Source organism: Salinibaculum rarum (assembly GCF_030505615.1).
Classification (GTDB): Archaea; Halobacteriota; Halobacteria; order Halobacteriales; family Haloarculaceae; genus Salinibaculum; species Salinibaculum rarum.
The window spans coordinates 1,395,828-1,419,821 of record NZ_CP129992.1; the positions used below are offsets into that span (position 1 = coordinate 1,395,828).

The window sequence follows — 23,994 nt, forward strand, 5'->3', positions numbered from 1 at the left end:
TGGTGGTACTTCGGTCCGTCCCGTCCCTAGGCATCTAGTGCCAACACATCCCATGGGCCACGGCGGCATGGCCCGCGGGAACGGTTACTCGTCGTCGAAGGCGACGCCGAGAAGTTTCTGCTGGGCGCGTCGCAGGTGGTTGTGCAGCGTCGGCGAGGAGATGTCCATCGACTCGGCGAGTTCCTCGGCCGTCGAGCCGCGTGGCCACTCGAAGTAGCCGGCGTGGTAGGCCGCCCGCAGCACCGATTGCTGTTTCTCGGTGAGCTTCTCGTCTATCGATTCCCGGAAGCCAGCGGGCGTCTGGTCGGTCGGCGTGACCTCCTGTTTGCTCCGCAGTTCCACGGTGGGGTACTGTCGGTTCAGCTCGTCGACCAGCGGGCGGACGCCGACGTTTGGCGCAAACTCCGTGACGATAGTCGCCGTGCCATTTTCGACGCTGAGTTCGGTGACGGTCCCGCCCCGCTCGGTCAGTGCGAGGGCGGGAGAGTCGCTCTCGATGACCATCTCGAGGAGGGCACCGTCTTCGAAGCTCCGAATGAGGCGTGCGTCCCCGACGCTGTCTGTCTCTGAGACCCAGTTTAACACCGTCTCCGGGGCAGTCCCGTCGACGGTGACAAAACACAACAGTGAGTGGGCGTCGGCCGCCACGACGCCGGTCAGTTCGATGTCACAGTCGAGTGTCTGCGCGAGGTCAACGAGGACCGCACCGCGGTCGGTGTACTGCAGCGTGAGCCTGACGACGGTATCGCCCAACAGGAGCTGTCGGCGCTCGGTCGCCGTAATCGTCAGCCCGATGCGCCGGCCGAGGTCTGCAAGCGCCGTCCGTTCGGGGTCGTCGAACGCCCCCTGGCTGTCCGCGCGGACGACCAGCGCACCGTAGGTCGTCTCCCCGTGGACCAGCGGCACGGCCGCGAGCAACCCTCGTTCGGCGGCGCCCGGCTGTGGCCTGTCGGGCGCGACGAGGACGCGGTTACTCTGGAGTGCCTGTCTGATGAGCGTCGTATCGCCCGCGTCATCGAACCGGTCGGGGTCCTCGCCCGCGTGCGTGCGCACGTCGATTCGCTCCCGGTGTCGTTCGCGTTCGGTCACCCAGGCCGCGTCGTACGTCTCGTCGGCGACGATGGTCTGACAGACGGCGTCCTCGATTTCGCCTCTGGACCCCGCGGCAGACAGCGCTTCTCCGACCTCGTCCAGCGTCTTCACGAGCGCCCGAAGCCGCGCGGACTTTCCGGCACCGTGTTGGCCGTCCTCGAGTCGCTCGAAGGCCGCCGTAATCTCGTCTCGCGGTGGCTCCTCCAGTGGCGGGAGCAGCCCGTCGACGCCCTCCCAGCCGCCGATTGTGGTGATGATTCGCGGGTCGACGCCCTTGCTGACCAGCAACTGCTGGGCGAAAAAGCGTCTGAGAACCGAGGGCGTCACCGACGCGAGTGTCGGGCGTCCGGCCCACTCCGCGGCCCGCTCGCCGACTTCCCCGACGAGCATCTGTACCCGCCGTGTCGACACGTCGATGACCGACTGGTCCGTCTCGATGTTGTTGCTCCGGACGTACTGCCAGAAATCGTGGGCGACCCGCGGCGGCAGATACGCCTCCCGTGTCCCGCCGTCGCTCTCGTGGACCGTCACGAAGTACTGTGTTCGACCCTCCCCGCCGAGACTCTGAACGTCCGCGGGCTTGAGACGGGGGATTTCGGCCGCTCTGAGACCGACCTCGCCACAGAGGCGCACGAGTAGCTCCTCGCGATAGGTCTCTGTCGACTGACGCAACTGCTCGTACTCTCGCTCTGTCAGTCGTATCTCCTCAGCGGCCTCTGCCATACTTCGACTTACAGGAAATATGCGAAACTGTTGTAAAGGTCTTTCGACGCCACGAGAACTCGTTTACTTCAACCAGCCTGATTAATCAGGATGATTATTCTCCACGCTGAATTCGCCCTGAGAGAAATATGCGAAATGGGTAGGGACTCAGTCGCTGCGAACCGCCGATTCGATTTCGCCGACGACCTCCGGATTCCTGAGTGCGCTCAAATCGCCCAGTTCTTCGCCGTTGGCGATGTCTTCGAGCAGGCGCCGCATGATTTTGCCCGACTGGGTCTTCGGGAGGTCCGGCGAGAACACGACCGACTCCGGGCGTGCAATCGGACCGATGGCGTCCTCGACGGCGTCGATGACCGCCTGGCGCAACGCGTCGGTGTCGCCGGCGTCGTCTTCCGTACTGACGTAGGCGTGGATGGCCTTCCCCTGGATGTCGTGGGTGCCGGTGACGACGGCCGCCTCGGCGATGCCGTCGACGCTGACGATTGCTGATTCGATTTCCATCGTCCCGAACCGGTGGCCCGAGACGTTGATGACGTCGTCGACCCGTCCCAGAATGGTGATATAATCGTCTTCGTCGGCGAGTGCACCGTCCTCTGTGGGGTAGGACCACTCGGTGTCCTCGAGCTGTGGTGCCCCGTCCCCTGCGTCGGCGGCCCACGCCCGTCCCTCGCAGAGTTCGCGTGGCATCCCCGGCCACTGCTGGTCGATTATCAGGTAGCCACCGTCTCCGGGTGGCACCTCGTTGCCCTTGCCGTCGACGATGCGGGCGCTGATACCCGGCAACGGCGGCCCCGCAGAGCCGGGTTTCATGTCTGTTACTGCCGGCAGCGTCGTGATGAGTACGCCACCGGTCTCGGTCTGCCACCAGGTGTCGACGATGGGGCAGTTCTCGTTGCCGATGTGTTTGTAGTACCACTTCCACGCGCGCGGGTTGATTGGCTCACCGACGGTCCCGAGCAGCCGAAGCGAGGAGAGGTCGTGCTGTTGTGGATACTCCTCGCCCCACTTCATGAACGCTCGAATCGCCGTCGGCGCGGTGTAGAAGACGTCGACTGCCTGCCGTTCGATAATCTCCCACAGGCGGTTCTTCTCCGGGTGGTCCGGTGCCCCCTCGTAGAGTACCGTCGTCGTTCCGAGTGCGAGCGGTCCGTAGACGATATAGGAGTGGCCGGTAATCCAGCCGATGTCCGCGCTACACCAGTAGGTGTCCTCTGGCTTGATGTCGAGTACCGCGTGGGACGTCCACGCGACATAGGAGAGATAGCCTCCAGTCGTGTGAGTGACACCCTTCGGCGTGCCGGTCGTCCCGGAGGTGTAGATGCGAAAGAGGTCGTCGGTGGCGTCGCGCTCGACGGGTGTGACCCGCTCGCTCTCGTGGGCGTCGAGGAGACTGCCGTAGTCGTATTCGTCCTCGCCGAGGGTACACTCGTAGCCGTCCAGTCGGTCGACGACCACCGAGGTCACGTCCGGGTCGACGGACGCACTGGCGGTGTCTGCCTTGTTTTTCAGCGTCACGGCGTCGCCACGCCGGTAGTAACCGTCACAGGTGACCAGATACTCCGAGTCGGCCGAGTCCATCCGCATCGCCAGGGCGTCCGCCGAAAAGCCAGCAAAGACCACGGAGTGTGGCGCGCCGATGCGGGCACACGCGAGCATCGCAATCGGCAACTCGGGAATCATCGGCATGTACAAGGTGACGATGTCTCCCTCGCCGACGCCGATCGACCGGAGCGCGGCCGCGAACTCGTTTACCTCACGGTAGAGTTCGAGATACGTGTAGCTGCGCCGTTCGCCCAGTTGGCCCTCCCAGACGAGCGCGCGCTGGTTTTTCTGTTCGGGGAGGTGTCGGTCGACGCAGTTCGTACAGGCGTTGAGTGACCCGCCAGTAAACCACCGGGACGTGTCACCCTCGTCGTCGAGTACCCTTTCGTAGTCTTCGTCCCAGTCGAGGAGTTCCGCTGCGCGGTCCCACGCCTCGGGCCAGTTTTTCTCGAACTCCTCGTAGACCGACTCGTCGGTAACGTTTGCCTGTTCGATGAACGACTCGGGAGGTGAGAGCCGTTCGTCCGCGGGCTGGTGTGTCTCCAGACCCGCGTCGTTCCCATCGACCATTTCTCGTGTGACTAGTCTACGCGTGTATGCGCGGATAAACTTTCTCACCTTTTTCACCCCACAACTGCCTTCGGCGGGATTGCTGTCGCATCGTCGCTACGCCCGGCCTGGCGTGGCCGTCACAGACGAATACGCTCAGCCGACACGCTATTTGTGCTGGCTGTGACACACTCCCGTATGGAACACACCAGTGTCGACGACATCGATTCGTGGATGAGTCCTGCAACTGCCAAGCGCTCGATTTCACACGCGCTCGGTGCCGAGCATCTCGCGCTCAACCACTACGAACTCGCACCCGGCGAGACATTCGGCTTTGGCTACCACCGCCACGCAGACCAGGAGGAACTGTTCTACGTTCTCGACGGGACGGCGACGTTCGAAACCGAAGACGGCGATGTCGAGGTCGCTGCGGGCGAGGCGATTCGCTTTGCACCCGGCGAGTGGCAACTGGGCCGCAACGAGAGCGACGACCCCGTGGTTGCGCTGGCACTCGGCACGCCCGCGGAGACCGGCGACACCGAAATCGTCCGCGAGTGCCCCGACTGCGGCGAGCGCCAGCCGATTCGGGTCGAACCTACCGAGGATCGGGACGCACTGCTGGGCATCTGTGAAGCGTGTGGGACAGAGGTCGTCAGACACTCCTGACGGACAGACGCTGAACATCCGTTCGTCTCGTTCGAGAACCGACCTACCTGTTCGTTTGGGACGGGACCGACAACTGGGACGACAGAAATCACCGGGGTTTAGAGTCACGAGTGGTAGCGGCGGGTATGAACCAGGCACTGTGGCGCGGCGCCGTCGCGGGTACACTCGTCGCCGTCGCAGGGGCACTAGCGTGGGTGACTGGCTTTCCGTTCATCTTTCCGAGTCTCGGCCCCACCGCCTATCTGCTCGCGGTGCGCCCGACTGCACCGTCGTGTCGGCCGCGAAGCGTCGTCGGTGGTCACGCCATCGGTGTCGCTAGCGGTCTCGTCGCGTTCTCGCTGCTCGCTCCCGACGTAGCGGTGACTGCCGAACTACCGCCGCTGTCCAGTGACGGACTCCGACTCGCCGCGAGTGGCGTTCTCGCGACGGGACTGACTGCCGGAGGAATGCTCGCAACCGGGCTCCGTCACGCACCCGCCTGCGCAACGACGCTCATCGTTTCGTTGGGACTCCTATCGACACTTCCACAGGCTGCAGGGATACTCCTTGCAGTCGTGGTGCTAGTCGGTGTCCATGTCGCGAGTCGCGTGCTCGGCCGTTCGCTGTCGACGATATCGAGTTCTACTGGGTAGGTCAGTCGTCGGCAGCGCTTGCCGCGCCGGTCCGACTGTCGTGTGCGCGCTCGCGGACGAAGTCGGTGAAGTTGTCGAAAAGGGCCTTGGCTTCACAGGCAGCGGCGTAGTTCTCCGCGTTGATGCCGTCGAGTACCTGCTGGATTCGCTCGTCCGGGAGGTCCTTGCCGGAGGCGACGTCTTCGGCCGTTGCGGTGTCGTATTCGGGGTGGAACTGCACCGCGAAGACGCTGTCCTTGCGGAAGCCGTGGATGCCGTACTCGTTTCTGGCGAACACCTCGGCACCTGGTGGGGCCTCGGCCACCCGGTCGGAGTGGGTCGTAAAGACGGTGAAATCCTCGTCGACCCCGTCGAGTAGCGTGTTCTCGCCGTCGTGTTCGACCGTCCGATAGCCGATTTCGTACTCGCCCATGTCCTCGACGCTGCCCCCGAGAACGTCCGCGAGGAGCTGGTGGCCATAACAGACGCCGAGCATCGGCATTCCCATGTCGATTGCATCGCCCACGTAGGATTTGAGCTCTCCAATCCAGGGTTCGTCCCAGTAGACGGAGGCTCGCGACCCGGTGACGACACACGCGTCGAACTGGAACGTCTCGGGGAGTTCACCCGCCGGACAGTGAAACTCCACGAGGTCTGCGTCCAGTTCGCGCCGGAAGTTCCGGCGGGTGTCCGCGCCGTCGTGGGCCGCGTTCAACAGAGCGATGCGCAATCGAGTCATCGCCTTCCAGTAGCGGTTCAGGCCCTAAAAGGATGCATATCGGCGGCCAGCGTTGCCTCGGTCTGGGACGTCTCGCCCCGACTCAACCGAGCCATTCCAGCACTGTCGCCGACCAGGTGTAGCCGGTCCCGGCCGCGAGAAAGAGTACGATATCACCGGCCTCGACGCGTCCCCGCGCCAGCCCTTCGTCCAGTGCGAAAATCTGGTCGACGCTTTGCATGTGCCCGTACTCGTCGAGATAGTACCCATCCGAGTCGGGGTTGACGCCCAACTCTTCCAGGAGCGTCCGGTGGAACGACCGCTTCATGTGCGTGACGGCGACGAAGTCGACGTCGTCCCGTTCGCACCCCGATTTTTCCAGTGCGTCCTCGGCCACCGAGAGATAGTTCGGGAGCGAGACGGGTGCGATGCGCTCTTTCATCCCCTCGGGGTCGGGCACGTCGAGCGTATGGTGGTTCTGATCGACGGTGTCCTCGGTCGGTGGGTTCTTCGACCCGCCGGCGGGCACGACGACGTCTTCCGAGAAGGAACCGTCAGTGATGGCGCTGCTCCTGTGGACCCGGGCGCGTGTCCGCTCTGCCCCGGGGTCGGCTTCCAGTACGTACGCCGCCGCGCCGCTGCCGAAGTTGAACATAAACGAGGAATCTTCGTTCTCGTAGTCGAGCAGGTCCTCCTCGCGGGAGGCGGTCACCACGAGCGCCGTCTCGACGCTGTCGGCGAGCAACTGGCTGCGAACCTGCCGCATCGCGATGGGACAGCCAGCACACAGCGTGTAACTCTCGGTCGCGTAGGCGTTCTCTGCACCGATTCGCTCGGCGACGTTCGCGGCGGCCGACCAGACGATGTAGTCTTTGTACTCGCTGCCGTGATAGAGCACGAGGTCCAGTTCGTCGGGGTCGACACCAGCATCCGCAAGTGCCTCTTTGCCTGCCGCGATGGACATATCCGTTACGTGGTCGCTGTCTGGCGGGCAAATGCGCTTCTCGCGCATCCCCATCTTCTCGACGATTACCTCTTCCGGAATCCCACTCTGCTCGGCTATCTCCTCGCCTGTTATCACCTCGTCGGGTGTGTACCGACCGTACCCTGTGAGGCCTACGTTGGTCATTACCACACCTTCTCTCCTGTAGCCGAATTAAGTTTCCTATTTTCCCGAATGACTTCACGAATGGAAACTCTATCAGCGATAGTAGAACCGATATACGAGTATACTACCTGAAATATAACGTATGGAATATCGGAAGTCGGCCTGATAATCACTCCTGTGTGTCACCGCCGTATTCGTCTTCGAGCGCCTGGCGGTCGATTTTCGAGGGCCCACTCGTCGGCATCTCGTCGACGAAGGCGAGGTGTTTCGGAACCTTGAACGCCGCAATCTTGCCGTCGAGGTAGTCCTGTAACTCCTCGACGGTCAGGCTCTCGTCGCCCTCGACGACGGCTTTCCCGACTTCGCCCCACGTCCCGTCGGGGACGGGGACGACGATTACTTCTTCCACTTTCGGGTGGCCGGCGACGACGTCCTCGACTTCCGGCGGGAAGACGTTCTCGCCACCGGAGACAAAGAGGTTCTTCTTGCGACCCTCGATGTAGTAGTAGCCGTCCTCGTCGACGCGAGCGAGGTCGCCGGTCGACACCCAGCCATCTCCGAATACTTCGTCTGTTTCCTCCTCGTTTCGCCAGTAGCGGTCCCCCGAATGCGGCGATGCGAGTTCGAGTTCGCCGACCTCCCCTTGCGGGAGTTCGGTCTCGTCCTCGTCGACGATGCGAGCGTCGACGTACAGCCCGGGCATCCCGATGGAGGCGGTCTTCTCTCGCTCGAAGTTGTCGGGCATCGCGAAGTTGTTGGGGCCACACTCGGTCAGACCGTAACCCTGTGAGAGGCCGATGCCGCGATTGCTCCAGGCCTCGATGATAGCGTCACGGCACGGCCCGCCCCCGCTCTTTGCAAAGCGCAGGCTGGAGAGGTCGGTGTCCGCCCACTGTTCGTCTTCGACCATGAACCGGAGGACGGCCGGCACGGCGACCAGCACCGAACACCGGTACTCCTCGATGAGGTCGAGCACCTGCCGGGGGTCGAAGTCCCGGGAGATGAGGACCGTCCCGCCCATGTGGAAGAAGGGAATGGTGAGCACGTTCCACCCGCCGGTGTGAAACATCGGGAACACCATCGGCGTCACGTCGTCGGGCCGGAGCCCCCACGAGATGATGGTGTTGAAGGCGTTCCACATGATGCCGCCGTGGGTCTGGACGACCTCTTTGGGCAGTCCCGTCGACCCGCCGGTGTGCAAGAACAGATGTGGGTCCGAGAGTGCAAGCTCGGGGCGCTCGACGGGTGTTCCGTCGGCGGGACGGATGTCGTCGAGTCCCTTCCACTCCTCGCCCTCCGGTCCGTTCTGTTCCCAGGTGTCTCCGCTATCCTCGGACGGGAGCCCGACGACCGGCGGGACGGCAAAGGTCCGGTCGGACCGCTGGAGGGCATCGTTGACATCACCCTCGAAGGGCTTCTCGACGAACAACATCGCCGGCTCGACGTCGTTGAGCATCTCCGTAATCTCGCGGGGTGCCAGCCGGTAGGAGAGGGGTGCGAGAATCGCGCCGACTTTCGCCGTCGCGAAGTAGAGGTCGACCAGTTCCGGCCGATTTCGGGAGACGACGGCGATACGGTCGCCCTTCTCGACGCCGTGGTTGCGCAGTAGTCGCGCCATCCGATTCGCCCGCTCGTCGAGTTCCGCGTAGGTGAACTCCTCGCCGGTGTCGGCGTCGACGAGCCCGATACGGTCGGGTGAGAGTTGCGCGCGCCGTTCGCTCAGTGCTCCGACCCAGCCGTACAGTCGCTCGCCGTGATTGTGTACTGTCATGATTGTGACTGTCTCCTCCACTCGGGCCGTCGGCGACTGTTGGCCCCTCCCGCGTCAGAGCGGGCCGTGAGCGTCCCGTCGATATCGACCGACGGTGCCGACGCGAGTGTGGGTGTGAGTGTGACACAACCCGGTACAAATCCCCCGATAAAAATAGTTCAGATTTGAGTCGGGCCGAATACCGCGCCGGGTGACACCGCTGGGCGTTTCTCCGGAATGAATGGGGGCGCCGTCAGGACTGTTCGGTGTGTTCGTCGATATGTGCGAGCAGTCGCTCCGTGACCGCCCGCGAGTGCTCGACGAAACAGAGGTGTCGCCCCTCGACTGCCTCGCCGGTCCCTTTCGGTAACGTCTCTGCCAGGCGCTGGGCCGCCGCCGGGTCGACGACCGGGTCCGCACGGCCCCAGCAGACCAGCGTCGGCAGTGTCACCTCGTACAGCGGACCGGCTTCGAACGTCTCCATCGCTGCCGTCTGGGCGGAGACTGCAGCAGGCGTCGCGTCCTCGCTTTGGCGCCATTCGACAATCCGGTCGACGAGGTCCGGACGAGCGTCGCGAAACGACGGTGAGAACGCACCCGAGAGCGACGCCCGGAGCGACTCCCTGTCGCGTTCTTCGGGGAACAGCGACCCCAGCGCACCGGTATCGATGTCGTCCCCGTCGGCGGCGGTACACAGCAGCGTCAGCGTCCGCGCGCGGTCGTACTCGCGGGCGTAGCGGAGCGCGACCATCCCGCCAAGGCCCGCACCGACGACGTGTGTGCGGTCGATGCCAGCGTCTCGTAGCACCGCCTCGAAATCCGCCGCGAGCGTGTCCACGTCGTACGGCCCCGGCAGGGCGTCCGACTGGCCGGTGCCGCGGAGGTCCCACACCAGCGACTCCCGCGGGCCGGCGACGGCCCGATGTTGCCATCCCCACAGCCACGCGCCGTAGCCCGCGTCTGCGACGAACGCCACCGTCTCGCCGTCCCCCGCAGTGTCGTAGTGCACTCCGACCCCGTTGCGTGTCACCGTCGGCATACCACCGCCTTCGTGGCCCCGCGGTGACTGTCCTTCGTTTCTCCTCGCGCTCGACTCGATACTCACAGAGGACCTCTGCTCTCGGGGGCAAGCATTTGTACGGTGACCCCCTCGTGGTACTCGCATCGCTATGAGACCATGCCAGAACTGTCAGGCGGACATCGACGAGTATCTCTTGGATAAACAACTCGACCCCCTGCGTGAGCTCACAGCCGACGACTTCAACGTCTGTGCGGACTGTGCGACCGTCGTTACAGATGCCTGCGTGGAGTGCGGCGATGCGGTGTATGTCCCCCGAAGCGAGTCGACCGCCCCCGACTACTGTCCAGCGTGTCGGTCCGACCTCATCGACCAGACCGGGCACGACCCCGGCTGGAACGCCACAACCGTCTCGTTCTGACCGGTTCCGTTCCCGTCTTTCTATTTTTGGTGCAGTCATTGCAGTATGAAGCAGGCCGAGTGCGCCAGCGGCTGCCCTCCAGCCAGTTCACGAAAATTAATCAGTGTCGACGAAGGAGTCCGTCGTACATGGGGTTACTTGGACTCATCCGCGACACAGGCGGTGGAACTGACAGTACCCTACGCGAGTGCCGAAATTGCGGCCTGAAGGTCGATTCTGACGACGACGTGTGTCCTGCGTGTGCGTCGACTGAGATTGCCAGTTACACGCTCTAGTAGAGCGGACCGCGACACACTGGCCACTGGAAAACTCACAGCCACGTCGAAACTTCTCCCGGCCATAGAACGACGACCACCACCGACACCGAGGCCTGATTCGCTGTCACCGTCACTTCGTGGCGCCGCACTCCCCGTGTTTTGTTGCTCACGCGTTTGCTTTTCAAAAGATAGTGATGATTAAATCAATATATAATGGATTTTCCGATACAAAATATTACTATTTCGAACCTCTTATCCGTCTAAGGGTACAATTGTGTATTGCAATGGAAGGTAAGAAAATGACTCCCGAAAGTGGCCCAGCACGACTGAAAGACAACCCGCGACCCGAAGACCTCAACGCAGCGACCAGCCCGGCCGCACGCCTGCTCCGATGGCTGCGCGCCTGATTGTAGGTTCTTTTATTTTGCGTCGGTAATGTGGAGGAACTCCTAGCCGCTGGCGTGGAGACTCCGATAGTGGACGTTTCGACTGTCACAGTGTGAGAGGCGGAGACTTCTGTGTAGTTGAGACAGACCATCTTTTTCCCATTCGGATGAGCGCAGAACGCTCACTGCTCACGGCAAAAACATGGGTGAAAAAGTCGGACGCTCGCTTCGCTTGCGTCCGTGACCCCTAGGCGCTGCTGACCTGCGCGAGAATATCGGGGACGGCCTCGAGTGCGTCGTCGAGACTGTCGCCGTCGGGACCGCCACCCTGTGCGAAGTCCGGTGGGCCACCGCCGCCGCCACCGACGCGCTGGGCGAGCTGGCCGACCACGTCACCGGCGTCGATACCGACACCGTCGGGGACGGCGACGACGAACTGTGCGCCGTCGGCTCCCGAGCCAATCACGGCGACTTTGCCCTCGTCGACGAGCGCGTTCGCCGTCGCGCGGAGTTCGTCCATGTCGCCGTCGAGGCGCTGGACGACGGCCGTCGTCCCGGCAACTTCGACTGCCTCGCCGTCGCCGCCACCGCTCGCGCGGACTTCCGCGAGTTCCTCTTTGAGCTCCTCGATTTGCTTGCCGCGTGCCTTCCACTCGTCGAAAAAGCGCTGTGCGGTCTCGGGCACTTCCTCGGGGGTCACATCGAGGACGTCGGCGGCTTCATCGAGTGCGCGCTCGGTGCGCTGGGTGGCCGCGACTGCCGCGTCGCCGGCCGCGTAGGTCAGGCGGATGACGCCGTCCTGGATACGCTCGGTATTCAGCAGTTTGATAGCGCCGATGTCGCCGGTCCGCGAGACGTGGGTTCCGCCACAGGCCTGAGTGTCCTCGCCGACCGTGATGAGCCGAATCTGCTCGCCCTCGGGAATCCCACCCTGGTAGATGTCGAAGCCGTACTCGCTTTCGGCGTCGTTTCGGTCGGGCCAGGCCTGGCTGACCTGGACGTTGTTCATCACGATTTCGTTGGCGAGTTGCTCGATTTCCTCGAGTTGGTCGCGTGTAATCGACTCGTAGTGTTTGATGTCCAGGCGCGCGCTGTCGGTGTGTTTCTGGGCGCCGGCCTGGCGGACGTGCTCACCCAGCACCTGCCGGGCGGCGTGGCCGACGATGTGTGTCGCGGTGTGGTGGCGCATCAGACGCCGGCGCCGGGTCCCGTCGACCTGTCCGCGGACGAACTCGCCTTTGCCGGGGTCGGTGTCCGTGTGGTGGAGGATGACTCCGTCGACGCGCTGTGTGTCGGTCACGTCGACGGTCACGTCGTCGGTCGCGAGCGTCCCGTGGTCTGCGGGCTGGCCACCGCCTTCGGGGTAGAACATCGTCTGGTCGAGAACCACGTCGTAGCCGTCCTCGCGCTCGAAGACGTCGAGCACCATCGCCTCGAACTCCATGCGCTCCTGGTCGTCGTAGTACAGCCGGTCGGTCTCGGGCAAGTCGGCCAGACGTTCCGTGTCGAGGTCCGTCGTCTCGGCCTCCTCGTCGTCGGCATCGTCGCTGTGACGCTGTGCCACAAGCGAGTAGAAGTCGTCGGGGACGTCGACCGTTGCACCCTGTTGCTCGGCGATTTCGGCCACCATGTCGGGCTGGATGCCGTGCGAGTCGTACAGTTCGAGCAGTTCCGCGGTCGGAATCGGCTCGCCCTCGCGGGCGTACTCCTCGGCCAGTTGCTCGACCTTTCGCGACCCGCGGTCCAGCGTCTCGCGGTACTTCTCGACTTCCGTCCGGACGACGTCACGGACCGTCTCGCGGTTCTCGTAGCCGAGGCGGTCGGCCTGCATGTCGACGAGTTCGTCGAGCGGCGCGTCGACACCGACGTTGTCACAGAGCCGCTTGGTCCGGCGAAGAACCATCCGCGCGAGATAGCCCGTTCCGACGTTCGAGGGGACGATGCCGTCGCCGAACATGTACGCCAGCGTCCGGCAGTGGTCGGCAATCGCGTAGATTGTCTCCAGTGGCTCAAGCAGTTCGCGGAGTTCGTCGACGTCGACGCCGAGCTGGTCGGCGATGTCGCCGCGTGCGGCTTCTACGTCGTCGACGTCGTCGATGTCGAGATTTCCGGAGAGGCGGGCGGCGTCGTGGACGATAGCGGCTTCCTCGTCGGTGTGGGAGACGCCGGCGTTGTCCTTGAGGAACGCTATCATCTCTGGGTAGACGGCCTCGTAGACGGTCGGGGTGCCCTGGCTCATCCAGGTCCACCGTTCGAGTCCGTACCCGGTGTCGACGACGTAGGTGTCCATCCGGGAGTAGCGGTTCCCGTCTTTCATCTCGAACTCGCCCTCTTCGTCCTGTTCGAGCGACATGAACACGAGCGTCGCCAGTTCGGCGCCCTTGTAGATGACCTCGAAGGCCGGTCCGGCGTTGCCGCCGCCGACCCAGGGGTCCTCGATGTACGTTACCTCGTCGAGGTCAGCGCCGAGTTCCGCGAGCAGTTCGTCACAGTACTGGACCGTCTCGTCTTTCCAGTAGACTTCGCCCTCGTAGGCGTACTCGCCGTCGGCGTCCTCGCGGGCGTTGAAGGCGTGGTGAGCCATCATCTCGAAGGCCATCGTGTGGCGGCCGGTCTTGCCCACGTTGTCGATGTCCTGCATCCGGATGCAGGGCTGGCTGATCGTGAGTGGGTTCGCCGGCGGCGGCGTCGTGCCCGAGGTGACGAGTGGCTGGAAGTCGTAAATCGACGCCTGGGTCAGCAACACGTCGTCGCGCCAGCGGTTGGCCGCGACGGGGTAGGGGTCGATGCGGGTGTGGTCCCGCTCCTCGAAGTAGGAGAGAAACGCCTCGCGCATCTCTTCGAGGCTGTAAGATTCTGCGAAGCCGGGGTCGTCGATGAACTCGTACTCCGCACAGGGCGGTTCACCACACGTCGACCGGGACTCGTCGCGCGTCCAGAAGTTGGCTCCACACTCCGTACAGTCCAGTCTGTGGAAGCCGTTGTCCGCGAAGTAGTCCAGTTGGTATTCCTCCTCCAAATCGCTCATCCGTTGCTCTAGGGTGGCCTATCAGACCCTAAAACAGTTCCGAACGGGTGGTCGCTCGTCGAACAGTGTCCCCGCCCCAGGCGACCGCTGGCCGGTGCGTTCCGTCACTCGTCGAGTGCCAGCGACGCCAGCAACGCTTCCAGTTGAATCCGCTCGTTTGCGCCCGCAGTGATGCGGTAGTCGGCTTCCCCGATGCGGTCGAGCAGTTGTACGGCCGCCTCGTCGCCGAGGTCGAACTCCCAGACCGAGCGGTGGAGCTGGTCGATGATGTCGCCGCCGGCGATACCCTCCTCGGTGATGAGCTGGTCCAGCCGCGAGCGCGCGGCCGTGAAATCGCCCGAGAGCGCGAGTGTCACCATCTCGTTGATTTCCTCCGGACGGGCCGTGGAGGTAATCTCGAAGACCGCTTGCTCGTCGACGGTGCCGCCCGTGACTGCCGCGGCCTGCAACCCGTTGATGGCTTTGCGCATATCGCCGTCTGCGGCGTAGACCAGCGCGTCGACGCCGTCGTCGGTGACGGTGATACCTTCTGCCTCGGCAATCTTTCGGACCTGCGATTCGACTGCCTCGTCGCCCAGCGGCGAGAACCGGAAGACGGCACACCGCGACTGGATGGGGTCGATAATCTGACTGGAGTAGTTACACGAGAGGATAAACCGGACGTTGTTCGAGAACTGCTCCATCGTCCGGCGAAGCGCTGACTGAGCGTCAGATGTGAGTGCGTCGGCCTCGTCGAGGAATATAATCCGGTAGTCGACGCCGCCAAACGAAGTCCGTGCGAACGACTTTATCCTGTCTCGGACCACGTCGATACCCCGCTCGTCGGAGGCGTTGAGTTCGAGGAAGTGCTCTTCCCAGTCCTCGCCGTAGAGGCCGCGGGCGATAGCCACGGCAGAGGTGGTCTTGCCGATACCGGCTGGTCCCGCGAACAGGCAGTGTGACAGCTCGTTTCGCTCGACGTAACTCTCCAGGCGCTCCGTAATCGTCTCCTGTCCGACAACCTCGTCGAGTGTCTGCGGGCGGTACTTCTCCAGCCAGATTTCCTCGCGGCCGGTCCCCGTCTGTTCGGCCTCGCTCATGCCAGAACGGAGTGGCGGGGCCGGCATAAACCCCGCGAGTGGCCGCCGGCGACGCCACGTTCCGACACGCTCAAACACTGCCAGCACCGACAACGGGTATGGTCACGGTCGAACTCGTCGGCGAGGGGAGTCGAAACGTCTCCGTCGACGGGGACACCACCTACGGGGAGTTGCTCGCGCCCTTCGACGTGAGTCCCCACGAGGTCACGCTGACCGTCGACGGCAGTCCCGTCCCGGAGGACGCACCCGTCGACGAATCTGTCGACCGCGTGCGCGTGGTCAGACTCATCAAGGGCGGATAGGCTCGCCGACTCTTTTCGACAGCACTCACTCTTCGGTGTCGTCGTCGGCGACTGTATGGGCGTATTCCTCGAACAGCTCCTGTCGGTCTGCGAGAATTTCCTCGACGCTCTCCCCGTCGGTGACTTGCTGGAGGTCTTCGAGTAGCGCCTGCCTGAACTCTAGCTCGATGTCCGTGCTGTCGTCGAAAATTCGCTCTGCGACGGCGCCGGCCTGTTTGCCCTCCAGCACCCACTCGTGGCTGTCGGCCAGCGTGGCGCACGCGCCACAGACGACGTGGCCACAGGCGGCCGGTTCGTCCTCGTCGGTGTGGTCACACGCCGCCGGGTCCGCACAGACCAGCGCCGCGTGTGCCGGGTTCTCCGGCCAGCCGAGCCAGTCGTCACAGTCGGGGCAGTACCACTCGAAGACCGAGAGTCGGTCGTCGCCCTGTCGCTCGACGTTCTCCGCCGGGATGTCGCCGGGGTCGTATCGGGGCTCGTCGACGTGATGGCGTTCTACCACGGATTGGACTGCTGTTCGTGTCCCCACACATCAAGTGTTGGGACGGCACCGCAACTCTAGTTTGTCGTCGTAATCTCGACCACGTCGCGGTGGTCCAGTTCCGTGTCCGCGCCGACCTGGCGTTCCGTACGCACGTCGTGGGCGTGGAGAAAGCCGTCGCCGATGTCCGAATGCAGGAAGTACGCGAAGTCCTCGGCGGTCGACCCGTTGGGCAGGACAAAACAGTCCTGAAGGAAGGTGCCGTCGTCTTGGGGTTTGCGCGCGCCGGGGAAGACGGCGATAGCGTCGAGTTCCTCGAAGAGCGCAGTTTCGAGTGCCTGCTGGACGCCGGTGCCGCCGTAGGCCCCGACGAAGTCCCGAATCTGTTCCAGTCCCGCCCGTTTCTCGTCGGGCAGGTCCGCGGTCACCTCGAAGTCCTCGTCGCCGGGCCGGTACTCGAGGACGCCCTGTTCGTCGCCGTTCTTGAGCGCTTTCTCGGCGTGGGCGGAGACGGGGACGAAGGTCAGGTGGTCGTAGTCGGGGTCGGTCGTAATCTCGTTCCAGTTGTCCTGGGCGGCCTCGGTGTCCATCTTGTTGGCCGCGACGAGCATCGGCTTCGTCCGGATGCGAATCTCGCGGGCCAGTCGCTCGCGGTCCGCGTCGTCCCAGGTGTCGGGGTCCAGTTCCAGGTCCAGCGCGAGGATGACCCGTTTGATGCCTTCTTCGCTGATACCGAAAGCCGACATCTGCTCGGCCAGGTCCGCCTCGACGTCCCGGTCTTCGCCCTGGTAGCCCGAGCGGTAGCGCTCGATGCCCTTCTCTAAGATGTCGAGGTACCACATGTCCAGTTCCTCCTCCAGGAAGTCGATATCCTCGCGGGGGTCGTGGTCGTCGGTCGGTTCCCCCTCCAGGTCCGTCTCGCCGGTGAAGTCGACGACGTGAATCAGCACGTCGGCCTCGTTGAGGTCAGTCAGGAACTGGTTGCCGAGGCCCTTCCCTTCGTGTGCGCCGGGGACGAGTCCGGCGACGTCGACGAGTTTCGTCGGGACAAAGCGGGTTCCATCGGCACAGTAGCCGTGGTTCGGCGTGCAGGTGTGGTCGAACTCCGGTGCGGCACAGTCGACCCGGACGTAGGCCTCCCCCATCGAGGGGTCGATAGTCGTGAACGGGTAGGCCCCTTCGGGCACGTCGTTCATCGTCGCGGCGTTGAAGAAGGTGGACTTGCCGACAGAGGGCTTGCCGACGAGTCCAATCTTGTAGGTCATTGCACAGAGCCAGGCCAGTCGGCGGCTAAAACGTTGTCAAACGGGTCGAGAGCGTGTGTGAATGGCAAACGCACTCCGCTGGTGGTGGGGAAATCACGATATGGCTTTCAGTCTGGCGTCCGTACTCGATTCCGTGTTTCACTCTCGACCCAGTGTCGATGTCCCGAGCAAGTTCGACGATGGACCGGTCGAGTCGTGACCGACAGCGTCCGCGTCCGCGCGGCAACCGTCTCGGAACTGCCCGACGTGTTGAACGTGGTCGACGGCGCAGTGCTGGCCGTCGATACCGGCCGCCTGCGGAGTGCCATCGACCGCGGTGACGTACTGGTTGCAGTTGCTGGCACGGCCGAAACGGACCGCATCCTCGGCGCACTCGTTCTCGACGGCGAGGAAATCACGGCCGTCGCGGTCAGAAAACGCCGGCAGGGTCAGGGTATCGGGACGATGCTCGTCGAGGCGGCCGCCGACCGCCGCGAGCGACTCGTCGCCGAGTTCGATTCGCGCGTGCGGCCGTTCTGGGAGTCGCTCGGTTTCGACATCACACAGGCAGTCGAAATCGACCGGTTCCGCGGCGTCAGATAGGTGGCTCTGCCACCCTCAGATGAGCGGTTCGACGAGTTCTCTGCCGGCAGCCAGCAGTTCGTCGGTCCGTTCGACGCTCCCGGCTTCCGCGTAGATGCGCATCTTTGGTTCCGTCCCGGACGGGCGAACGAGCAGCCACGTCCCGTCCTCCAGCGCGATTTTGAAGCCGTCGACGGTGTTGACGTCCGTGACGGGCACGCCCGCGACGCTGTCGGGGAGCGCCGATTCGAGGTCGTCGAGAACGGCCTGTTTCCGGTCGTCGGGACAGTCGACGCTGACCCGGTCCTGATTGATGTCGCCGTGGGTGGCGAGGATGCGGTCCGCGCGCTCGTCGAGTGACTCTTCGACTTCCGCGGCGGCGGTGAGCAAGGCGAGCAACACGCCGTCTTTGTTCCGGAGGTGTGCGCTCACGCCGAAGCCGCCGCTCTCCTCGCCGCCACAGATGGCGTCGTGGTCGCCCATCGCCTCGGCGACCCACTTGAAGCCGACCGCGGTCTCGTGGACGGTGTGGCCGTGCTCTGTGGCGACGCGGTCGACGAGGCTGCTCGTCGAGACGGTCCGGACAACGTCGCCGGCCTCGCGGTCGAGCAGGTAATCGTAGAGGACAGCGAGGTAGACGTTCGGGTCGAGAAAGCCACGGTCGGGCGTGACCACGCCGAGTCGGTCGGCGTCGCCGTCGTTGACAAAGCCGAGTTCGGCATTGCCGCTGGTGACTCGCTCGATGACTTCTTCGGCACGTTCGGGGACGGGTTCGGGCGGGGTGCCGCCGAAGGTCGGGTCGCGGTCACAGCGCAGTCGCGTGACGGTGGCACCGCCACGTTTGAGGAGTGCGTCGGTCACGCCGCGGCCGCTCCCGTGCATCGCGTCGTAGACCACGCTGAGGCCGTCGAGGTCCGTCGTCACGAACTCGACGGCGTGGTCGCTGAAGCCGGTCACGAGGTCCTGCTCGGCGATGGTTCCGTGGTCGGATTCGTCGACCGGATTCGGCTCTGCGAGGCGGGCTTCGAGGGTGTCGGTCACGTCGGGAAGCGCGGGCGAACCGTCTTCGGGGACGAACTTGACGCCGTTGTACTCCGGTGGGTTGTGGGAGGCCGTAATCATCAGCCCCCCGGCGTAGTCGCCGCTCTTGACAGTCCACGCCAGGACCGGTGTCGGACAGTCACGCTCGGCGATAGTCACGTCCCGGCCGCCGGCAGCGAGGACCCGCGCCAGTTCCTCGGCGAAGCCCCGCGAGTGGTCGCGAGCGTCGTAGCCGACGGCGACCGGGCCGTCGAGGCCTTCGTCGGCCAGATACGTCGCGACGGCCTGGCCGACCATCCGGACCCGCGGTGTGGTAAACTCGTCTAACGTCGCGCGCCAGCCATCGGTACCAAACGAGATTGCGCCTGCGCCGTCCTCAGCCATGCCTCTGTCTGTGTCGCGTGTGTACTAAAAGACCCACCGTCGTCGTACTCGGTCGTCACACTCGATTGTCGCGCTGGTTGTTGCTCACGGAAGGGGAGCCAGGGGTCCGCGGAGGCTAGACGGTCACACTCGCCTGGCGCGCTGTCTCGCTACCTCGGCGATTCCGGCGTTCGCCGAGCAACTCGGGCACGCGTATATATCGCCGTGTTCGTCGGCGAAGACGCGAGCGAACCGTTCTGAGACGTGCGCGCCGCAGTGATTACACTCTGACATCGTATTTACCGGCGACCGTATGCCGGCATCAATAGAGAGGGGCGGAACGGGGAATACCATTGTCCCAAATATATTGGGTACGTTCAACTGTCGTTGTACTCGACGAGTGACTCCTTCGCAGCGCGGCTCTGTTGCTTGATTTCGTACTCTCTGGACATCGCGGCCGACCGCGAGTCGAATGTCTCGACGTGGACCAGTTCGACGGGCGTGCGCCCGCGGGTGTACTTCGCCCCCTCGCCGCTGTCGTGCTCGGCCACGCGGCGCTCGACGTCAGTGGTGTATCCCGTATAGAGTGTGTCGTCGGCACACCGGAGAACGTAGACGTAGTGGTCGGTCATCTACTGGTCGTCCTCGGTCCGTGCGGCGTCGACACGGCGAGCGATGAGGCCGGCCTGTGCGCCGGCAGTAAAGCCCGCGTCGACGTTGACAACGGAGAGTGCGGTACAGGACTGGAGCATCCCCGAGAGTGCGGCCTCGCCCTCACCACCGTGCCCGTAGCCAGTCGAGACGGGCAATCCGATGACGGGCACGTCGACGAGGCCGGCCGTGACCGTCGGCAGTGCGCCTTCGCGACCAGCCGCCACGACGAGCACGTCGTGGGCGCGCAACTCGTCGAGCCGGTCGGTCAGACGCGTCAGCGCGGCCACGCCCACGTCGTCGATGCGGTCGACAGTCGCGCCCATCTCCCGGGTGACGACCGCCGCCTCGCCTGCCGGGACGGCATCGGAGGTGCCCGCGGTGACGATACAGACACTCGCAGCGAGGTCGGGTGACTCGAAGTCGGCGCCGTGGGCGACGAGAACCCGCGGCCGGTCGTGCAGTCGGATGCTCGCCGCGGGAAACTCCTCGTCGAGTCGGCGGCGAATCGCACGCGCCTGGTCGTCGGTGACCCGGGTCGCGATAGCGCGGCCGGTCGTTTCGACGCTGGTCGCGACGAGCGTTGCCACTTCGTCGGGCGTTTTCCCGTCCGAGAGGACCGCTTCGGGGACGCCGCTGCGTGTCTCGCGTGCGGCGTCGTACCGGCCGGCCTCGCTTGTCGCGTAGCCGCTGAGTTTCGCTTCTGCGGCCTCGGGGCTGAGCTCGCCCGCAGCGACCGCATCGAGGATGTCGCGCATATCCCGTTCTAACGTGGCGGCCACTCTTAGGTGTCGGTCCCGATTGACGGGCTCAAACCCCCGTCAGTACCGGTATGAGCGGCCTGGAACGGGAAAGCTTATAAAGGCCCATCTGGAAACCAAGCGGTGTATGGCAGACCTAATTGTCAAAGCAGCTGTCAAGGAAGAGCTCGATGATATGAACGTCGCTTCGGACTTCTACGACGCACTCGACGAGGAAGTCGGGGAACTGCTCGAAGACGCCGCACGACGCGCAGACGAGAACGACCGCAAGACCGTCCAGCCGCGCGACCTGTAAGGCTGGCTTCTGCTCGCGTCCCCGCTGTCTCTCCGCGTGAGAGACGGTTTCGGGAGCACCTCTCTTAGTTTTCCACCCGACAGACACAGCGCTGTAACCGCTTACCAGTCCTCGATACGGACGCGTTCGGCCGTTCCGACGTGAACCTCGTCTGCGACGTCGACGAAGAGGCCATGTTCGACGACACCCGGGAGTGTTGAGAGTGTGGCCGCTCGCTCGGCGGGGTCTGTGATAGCGCCGAACTCACAGTCGAGGACGAGATTCCCGTTGTCGGTCACGACGGGACCGTCCTTGCACTCGGCCCGCCGGAGGGTTGGGTCGCCGCCATGCGCGCGAACCGCGTCGGCGACCGTCTGACGCGCGTCGGGGAGAATTTCGACTGGAACCGGCACGTTGAGTTCGTCGGCGACTTTTCCGGCATCGACCACGACGAGAAAGCGGTCGGCGGCAGTGTCGACGATTTTCTCGCGGGCGTGTGCTGCGCCGCCGCCCTTGATGAGGTGGCCGTCTGCGACCTGGTCGGCCCCGTCGATAGCGATGTCGGGGGTCGATTCGTCCAGCGTGGTGAGTGGAATGCCACTCTCGCGGGCGAGTTCGCGGGACTGAAAGGAGGTCGGTATCCCTTCGATGCCGAGTCCGGCGTCGACTGCCTCGCCCAGCGCCCGGATGGCGCAGGCGGCCGTCGACCCGGTACCCAGGCCGACGACCATCCCGTCGTCGACGGCCTCGGCCGCACTTTCGCCGGCCCGTCGCTTCGCGTCCGCTGAACCACCGCGTTTCATATCTCATCTCACCGCGCCCGGGCGCAAAAGTCGTCCGATGGCCGGTGTCTTCTTTGCGCCTGAGCGACCACTGTGCGTATGTCGACGACAATCGAGACGCCAGCGAGCGACCAGGAGTGTGCCTACTGTGGCTGTGCAATCTTCGACCACGACCCCGTCTGTGTCCGGGACTGTACCGACGACTGCGGGTCGCCGACGTACTACTGCAATCACGGTTGCCTCGCGGCACACATCGACGAGGCCGGCCTGGCGACGGGCACGACCTGCGAGTGGTCGCCGTAAGCGACCGCCTCCTTTTTGAGGTGGCCGCCCGCCGACTCTGGTATGTTCGGAACGAGCGGTATCCGCGGGCCGGTCGGCGACGAGGTGACGGCAGACCTGGCACTCGCTGTCGGCCGGGCGCTCGGTATCGACACCGACCGGGTCGTCGTCGGGCGCGACCCGCGGGAGAGTGGCCGACTGCTGACCGACGCACTCACCGCCGGACTCCGCGAGTCGGGGACCGATGTCCTCGACTTGGGGCTGGCGGCGACGCCGACCGTCGGCCGGGCCGTCGCGTGGGAGGACGCCGACGCCGGCGTCTCTGTCACCGCCTCGCACAACCCGCCACAGGACAACGGCATCAAACTCTGGCAGCCCAGCGGACAGGCCTTCGACGGGGAACTGCGCGAGCGAATCAGCGAGCGCGTCCGCGAGGGCGACGCGGCGCTTGTCGGGTGGGACCAACTGGGCGACCGGACGGCTGTCGACGTCACGGACCGCCACCGCGAGCAGTTGGTCGAACACGTCGACCTCGGCCGCCCGCTCACGGTGGTCGTGGACGTGGGCAACGGCGCCGGCGGCGTGACTGTCGATGCACTCGACGCGCTGGGCTGTGACGTAGAGACGCTGAACGCCCAGCCCGACGGCTCTTTTCCGGGGCGGCCAAGCGAACCGACAGCCGAGAACTGCCAGTCGCTGGCGACGCTGGTCACCGAGAGCGACGCGGACCTCGGTATCGCTCACGACGGCGACGCCGACCGGATGCGCGCGGTGACCGCCGACGGCGACTTTCTCTCTGGTGACGTCCTACTCGCGCTGTTTGGCCGGGCGGCGGCGAGTGCGGGCGAGCGCGTCGCCGTACCCGTCGATACGAGTCTCGCCGTCGCGGACTATCTGGCCGAGGCAGACATCGCGACGACACGAACGCCCGTCGGCGACGTGTACGTCGCGGCGGCGGCCAGCGAGTCGGACGTGGCCTTTGGCGGCGAACCCAGCGGGGCGTGGATATGGCCCGAGGAGACGCTGTGTCCGGACGGCCCGCTGGCGGCGTGCAAGATAGCGGCGCTGGCCGCCGAGCGACCGCTGGCCGACCGTGCTGGCGACATCGAGACCTATCCGATTCGGCGAACGAGTGTCGAAGTCGCGGAGAAAAGGGCGGTGATGGACCGAATCCGTGAAACCGTCACCGAGCGCTACGACGACGTGTCGACGCTCGACGGCGTTCGCATCGACCGCGGTGACGGCTGGCTGTTACTGCGAGCGAGCGGCACCCAGCCGCTGGTCCGAATCACGGCGGAGGCACGCGACTCAGCACGCGCTGACGAACTCTTCGCGGAGGCGACAGAGATACTCGAAGCCGCTCGGTGAGCGGGCGGCCGACAGCACTGACGGTCGGAGGAATCGGCTATCCGCGCCTGGTCGACCGCGCCTGGCGGACGTCTGCGCCGTCCCGAATCTTGTCCTCACACTGTGGACACACTCGCGGTTTGTCTATCCCGTTTGGTGTGAATACGCGCGCATAATCAGCCGTTACGAATGCACCGCAGTTCTGGCATTCCGGCATACACGCAAAGCATTGGAATCTTCCATCTTAATGATTGGTGCTCTGGCAGTCTTCCGTCACTGTGGATTCGCCAGATCCATGGCTGTGAATGTCACACACGAACAGCCAATTCTGCCTAGAACGTTGCCGTGAGGGCCCCGTCCTCGTCGAGTTCCAGAACGCCGTCGAACAGTTCACGGAAGTCGTCGACGACGGGCTCCTCGTGGACTTCGGCGGCGAGGTGGAACAGACCGACGGCGTCGTGTTCGGCGAGCAGCGCCTGGATGTCATGGATGGCGTTACGGGCTGACTCTTCGTCGGCGTAGTAAATCATCTCGGTGACGGAGTCGACGCTGACCCGTCGTTTCCCGTCAGATTCCGTGAGGAACTGCTCGACCTGTTCGACGATGCCGTCCAGGTCGTCCGGTGCGGAGACGTAGCGGACGTTGTCTCGCTTCCGGCGGCTGTACCCCCGTTCGACCGAGAGCGTATCGAGAATCGTCGCTCGCTCCTCGTCGACCTCGTAGTGTTCGAGTTTCTGTTTGACCTCTCTGGCGGTCGTTCTGGTGGAAACGACCAGCAGGTTGTCGGTATCCGTTTTCAGGAAGTCGGTGTCGACGCGGTCGGTTTCGGCCGTGCTCGGGTGGACGAGCAGGATACTGGTCCCGCCGGGGACGGCGTCCGGCGTGTTTTCGATCGCCAGCGAATACTCCATATGACCGGGGAAAGCGGTCGGATTG

Annotated in this window: 26 protein-coding genes; 9 read left to right on the forward strand and 17 right to left on the reverse strand. The window is 64.5% G+C overall.

Annotated features, from left to right (window positions below; genetic code table 11):
• Positions 1–84: 84 nt before the first annotated feature.
• Positions 85–1,815 carry a bacterio-opsin activator domain-containing protein gene (locus QYL91_RS07535; RefSeq protein WP_302082760.1) on the reverse strand — a complete coding sequence of 577 codons (1,731 nt, stop codon included), beginning with the start codon at positions 1,813–1,815 and terminating at the stop codon, positions 85–87.
• A gap of 147 nt (positions 1,816–1,962) precedes the next feature.
• Complete coding sequence (gene acs, locus QYL91_RS07540) at positions 1,963–3,927, reverse strand: acetate--CoA ligase (RefSeq protein ID WP_302082761.1); 1,965 nt, start codon at positions 3,925–3,927, stop codon at positions 1,963–1,965.
• 177 nt (positions 3,928–4,104) lie between these two features.
• Between acs and QYL91_RS07545 the strand changes: the two genes are divergently transcribed.
• Positions 4,105–4,572 (forward strand): cupin domain-containing protein, encoded by a 468-nt coding sequence (locus QYL91_RS07545; protein WP_302082762.1) that lies wholly within the window; start codon positions 4,105–4,107, stop codon positions 4,570–4,572.
• A gap of 125 nt (positions 4,573–4,697) precedes the next feature.
• The gene (locus QYL91_RS07550) at positions 4,698–5,204 is read left to right on the forward strand and encodes an HPP family protein (protein WP_302082763.1); all 507 of its coding nucleotides are present in this window, start codon (positions 4,698–4,700) and stop codon (positions 5,202–5,204) included.
• Position 5,205: 1 nt separating this feature from the next.
• Here the strand turns inward: QYL91_RS07550 and QYL91_RS07555 are convergent, their stop codons facing one another.
• From QYL91_RS07555 to QYL91_RS07570, 4 genes are all read right to left on the reverse strand, one after another.
• Positions 5,206–5,922: a type 1 glutamine amidotransferase gene (locus QYL91_RS07555; RefSeq protein ID WP_302082764.1), complete on the reverse strand. Its 717-nt coding sequence runs from the start codon at positions 5,920–5,922 to the stop codon at positions 5,206–5,208.
• Between the two features lie 82 nt (positions 5,923–6,004).
• Positions 6,005–7,030, reverse strand: coding sequence for a 3-oxoacyl-ACP synthase (locus tag QYL91_RS07560; protein ID WP_302082765.1), 1,026 nt, complete (start codon positions 7,028–7,030; stop codon positions 6,005–6,007).
• A gap of 148 nt (positions 7,031–7,178) precedes the next feature.
• Positions 7,179–8,780 (reverse strand): class I adenylate-forming enzyme family protein, encoded by a 1,602-nt coding sequence (locus QYL91_RS07565; RefSeq protein WP_302082766.1) that lies wholly within the window; start codon positions 8,778–8,780, stop codon positions 7,179–7,181.
• Between the two features lie 232 nt (positions 8,781–9,012).
• Positions 9,013–9,798, reverse strand: a complete 786-nt coding sequence (locus QYL91_RS07570; RefSeq protein WP_302082767.1) for an alpha/beta fold hydrolase — start codon at positions 9,796–9,798, stop codon at positions 9,013–9,015.
• A gap of 130 nt (positions 9,799–9,928) precedes the next feature.
• Between QYL91_RS07570 and QYL91_RS07575 the strand changes: the two genes are divergently transcribed.
• Together QYL91_RS07575 and QYL91_RS07580 are read left to right on the forward strand one after the other, a co-directional pair.
• Entirely contained in the window at positions 9,929–10,198 is a 270-nt protein-coding gene (locus QYL91_RS07575; RefSeq protein WP_302082768.1) for a DUF7571 family protein, read from the forward strand.
• A gap of 541 nt (positions 10,199–10,739) precedes the next feature.
• Positions 10,740–10,862 (forward strand): hypothetical protein, encoded by a 123-nt coding sequence (locus QYL91_RS07580; RefSeq protein ID WP_302082769.1) that lies wholly within the window; start codon positions 10,740–10,742, stop codon positions 10,860–10,862.
• Between the two features lie 226 nt (positions 10,863–11,088).
• Here the strand turns inward: QYL91_RS07580 and alaS are convergent, their stop codons facing one another.
• Positions 11,089–13,869 (reverse strand): alanine--tRNA ligase, encoded by a 2,781-nt coding sequence (gene alaS, locus QYL91_RS07585; protein ID WP_302082770.1) that lies wholly within the window; start codon positions 13,867–13,869, stop codon positions 11,089–11,091.
• Positions 13,870–13,973: 104 nt separating this feature from the next.
• Positions 13,974–14,948: a replication factor C small subunit gene (locus QYL91_RS07590; protein WP_302082771.1), complete on the reverse strand. Its 975-nt coding sequence runs from the start codon at positions 14,946–14,948 to the stop codon at positions 13,974–13,976.
• 98 nt (positions 14,949–15,046) lie between these two features.
• On the opposite strand from QYL91_RS07590, the gene samp2 reads away from it, so the two are divergent.
• Positions 15,047–15,250 (forward strand): ubiquitin-like small modifier protein SAMP2, encoded by a 204-nt coding sequence (samp2, locus tag QYL91_RS07595; protein WP_302082772.1) that lies wholly within the window; start codon positions 15,047–15,049, stop codon positions 15,248–15,250.
• 25 nt (positions 15,251–15,275) lie between these two features.
• On the opposite strand, the gene QYL91_RS07600 is transcribed toward samp2, so the two are convergent.
• A complete protein-coding gene (locus QYL91_RS07600; RefSeq protein ID WP_302082773.1) occupies positions 15,276–15,752 on the reverse strand; it encodes a hypothetical protein in 477 nt (158 codons plus the stop codon).
• Between the two features lie 56 nt (positions 15,753–15,808).
• Positions 15,809–16,996 (reverse strand): redox-regulated ATPase YchF, encoded by a 1,188-nt coding sequence (locus QYL91_RS07605; RefSeq protein WP_302082774.1) that lies wholly within the window; start codon positions 16,994–16,996, stop codon positions 15,809–15,811.
• A 195-nt stretch (positions 16,997–17,191) separates the two neighbouring features.
• On the opposite strand from QYL91_RS07605, the gene QYL91_RS07610 reads away from it, so the two are divergent.
• The gene (locus QYL91_RS07610) at positions 17,192–17,578 is read left to right on the forward strand and encodes a GNAT family N-acetyltransferase (RefSeq protein WP_302082775.1); all 387 of its coding nucleotides are present in this window, start codon (positions 17,192–17,194) and stop codon (positions 17,576–17,578) included.
• Between the two features lie 15 nt (positions 17,579–17,593).
• Here QYL91_RS07610 and QYL91_RS07615 read toward each other — a convergent pair whose 3' ends face one another.
• The 4 genes from QYL91_RS07615 to larB form a co-directional block, all read right to left on the reverse strand.
• Positions 17,594–18,982, reverse strand: coding sequence for a phosphoglucomutase/phosphomannomutase family protein (locus QYL91_RS07615; protein ID WP_302082776.1), 1,389 nt, complete (start codon positions 18,980–18,982; stop codon positions 17,594–17,596).
• Positions 18,983–19,105: 123 nt separating this feature from the next.
• On the reverse strand, positions 19,106–19,255 hold the full coding sequence (locus QYL91_RS18295; RefSeq protein ID WP_465269217.1) for a DUF7563 family protein: 150 nt from the start codon (positions 19,253–19,255) through the stop codon (positions 19,106–19,108).
• A gap of 83 nt (positions 19,256–19,338) precedes the next feature.
• Positions 19,339–19,593 carry a GIY-YIG nuclease family protein gene (locus tag QYL91_RS07620; protein WP_302082777.1) on the reverse strand — a complete coding sequence of 85 codons (255 nt, stop codon included), beginning with the start codon at positions 19,591–19,593 and terminating at the stop codon, positions 19,339–19,341.
• Positions 19,594–20,370: a nickel pincer cofactor biosynthesis protein LarB gene (larB, locus tag QYL91_RS07625; protein WP_302082778.1), complete on the reverse strand. Its 777-nt coding sequence runs from the start codon at positions 20,368–20,370 to the stop codon at positions 19,594–19,596. It abuts the gene before it with no gap.
• A gap of 130 nt (positions 20,371–20,500) precedes the next feature.
• Here larB and QYL91_RS07630 point away from each other — a divergent pair, with 130 nt between their 5' ends.
• Positions 20,501–20,668 carry a DUF1931 domain-containing protein gene (locus QYL91_RS07630; protein ID WP_302082779.1) on the forward strand — a complete coding sequence of 56 codons (168 nt, stop codon included), beginning with the start codon at positions 20,501–20,503 and terminating at the stop codon, positions 20,666–20,668.
• Positions 20,669–20,769: 101 nt separating this feature from the next.
• Here QYL91_RS07630 and rpiA read toward each other — a convergent pair whose 3' ends face one another.
• Positions 20,770–21,450 carry a ribose-5-phosphate isomerase RpiA gene (rpiA, locus tag QYL91_RS07635; protein WP_302082780.1) on the reverse strand — a complete coding sequence of 227 codons (681 nt, stop codon included), beginning with the start codon at positions 21,448–21,450 and terminating at the stop codon, positions 20,770–20,772.
• Between the two features lie 78 nt (positions 21,451–21,528).
• Here rpiA and QYL91_RS07640 point away from each other — a divergent pair, with 78 nt between their 5' ends.
• Both QYL91_RS07640 and glmM read left to right on the forward strand, forming a co-directional pair.
• Positions 21,529–21,732 (forward strand): hypothetical protein, encoded by a 204-nt coding sequence (locus tag QYL91_RS07640; protein ID WP_302082781.1) that lies wholly within the window; start codon positions 21,529–21,531, stop codon positions 21,730–21,732.
• Positions 21,733–21,774: 42 nt separating this feature from the next.
• Positions 21,775–23,079: a phosphoglucosamine mutase gene (glmM, locus tag QYL91_RS07645; RefSeq protein WP_302082782.1), complete on the forward strand. Its 1,305-nt coding sequence runs from the start codon at positions 21,775–21,777 to the stop codon at positions 23,077–23,079.
• A gap of 37 nt (positions 23,080–23,116) precedes the next feature.
• On the opposite strand, the gene QYL91_RS18300 is transcribed toward glmM, so the two are convergent.
• Positions 23,117–23,275, reverse strand: a complete 159-nt coding sequence (locus tag QYL91_RS18300) for a DUF7563 family protein (protein WP_436900536.1) — start codon at positions 23,273–23,275, stop codon at positions 23,117–23,119.
• A gap of 115 nt (positions 23,276–23,390) precedes the next feature.
• The gene (locus QYL91_RS07650) at positions 23,391–23,969 is read right to left on the reverse strand and encodes a DUF7090 family protein (protein WP_302082783.1); all 579 of its coding nucleotides are present in this window, start codon (positions 23,967–23,969) and stop codon (positions 23,391–23,393) included.
• Between the last annotated feature and the right edge of the window lie 25 nt (positions 23,970–23,994).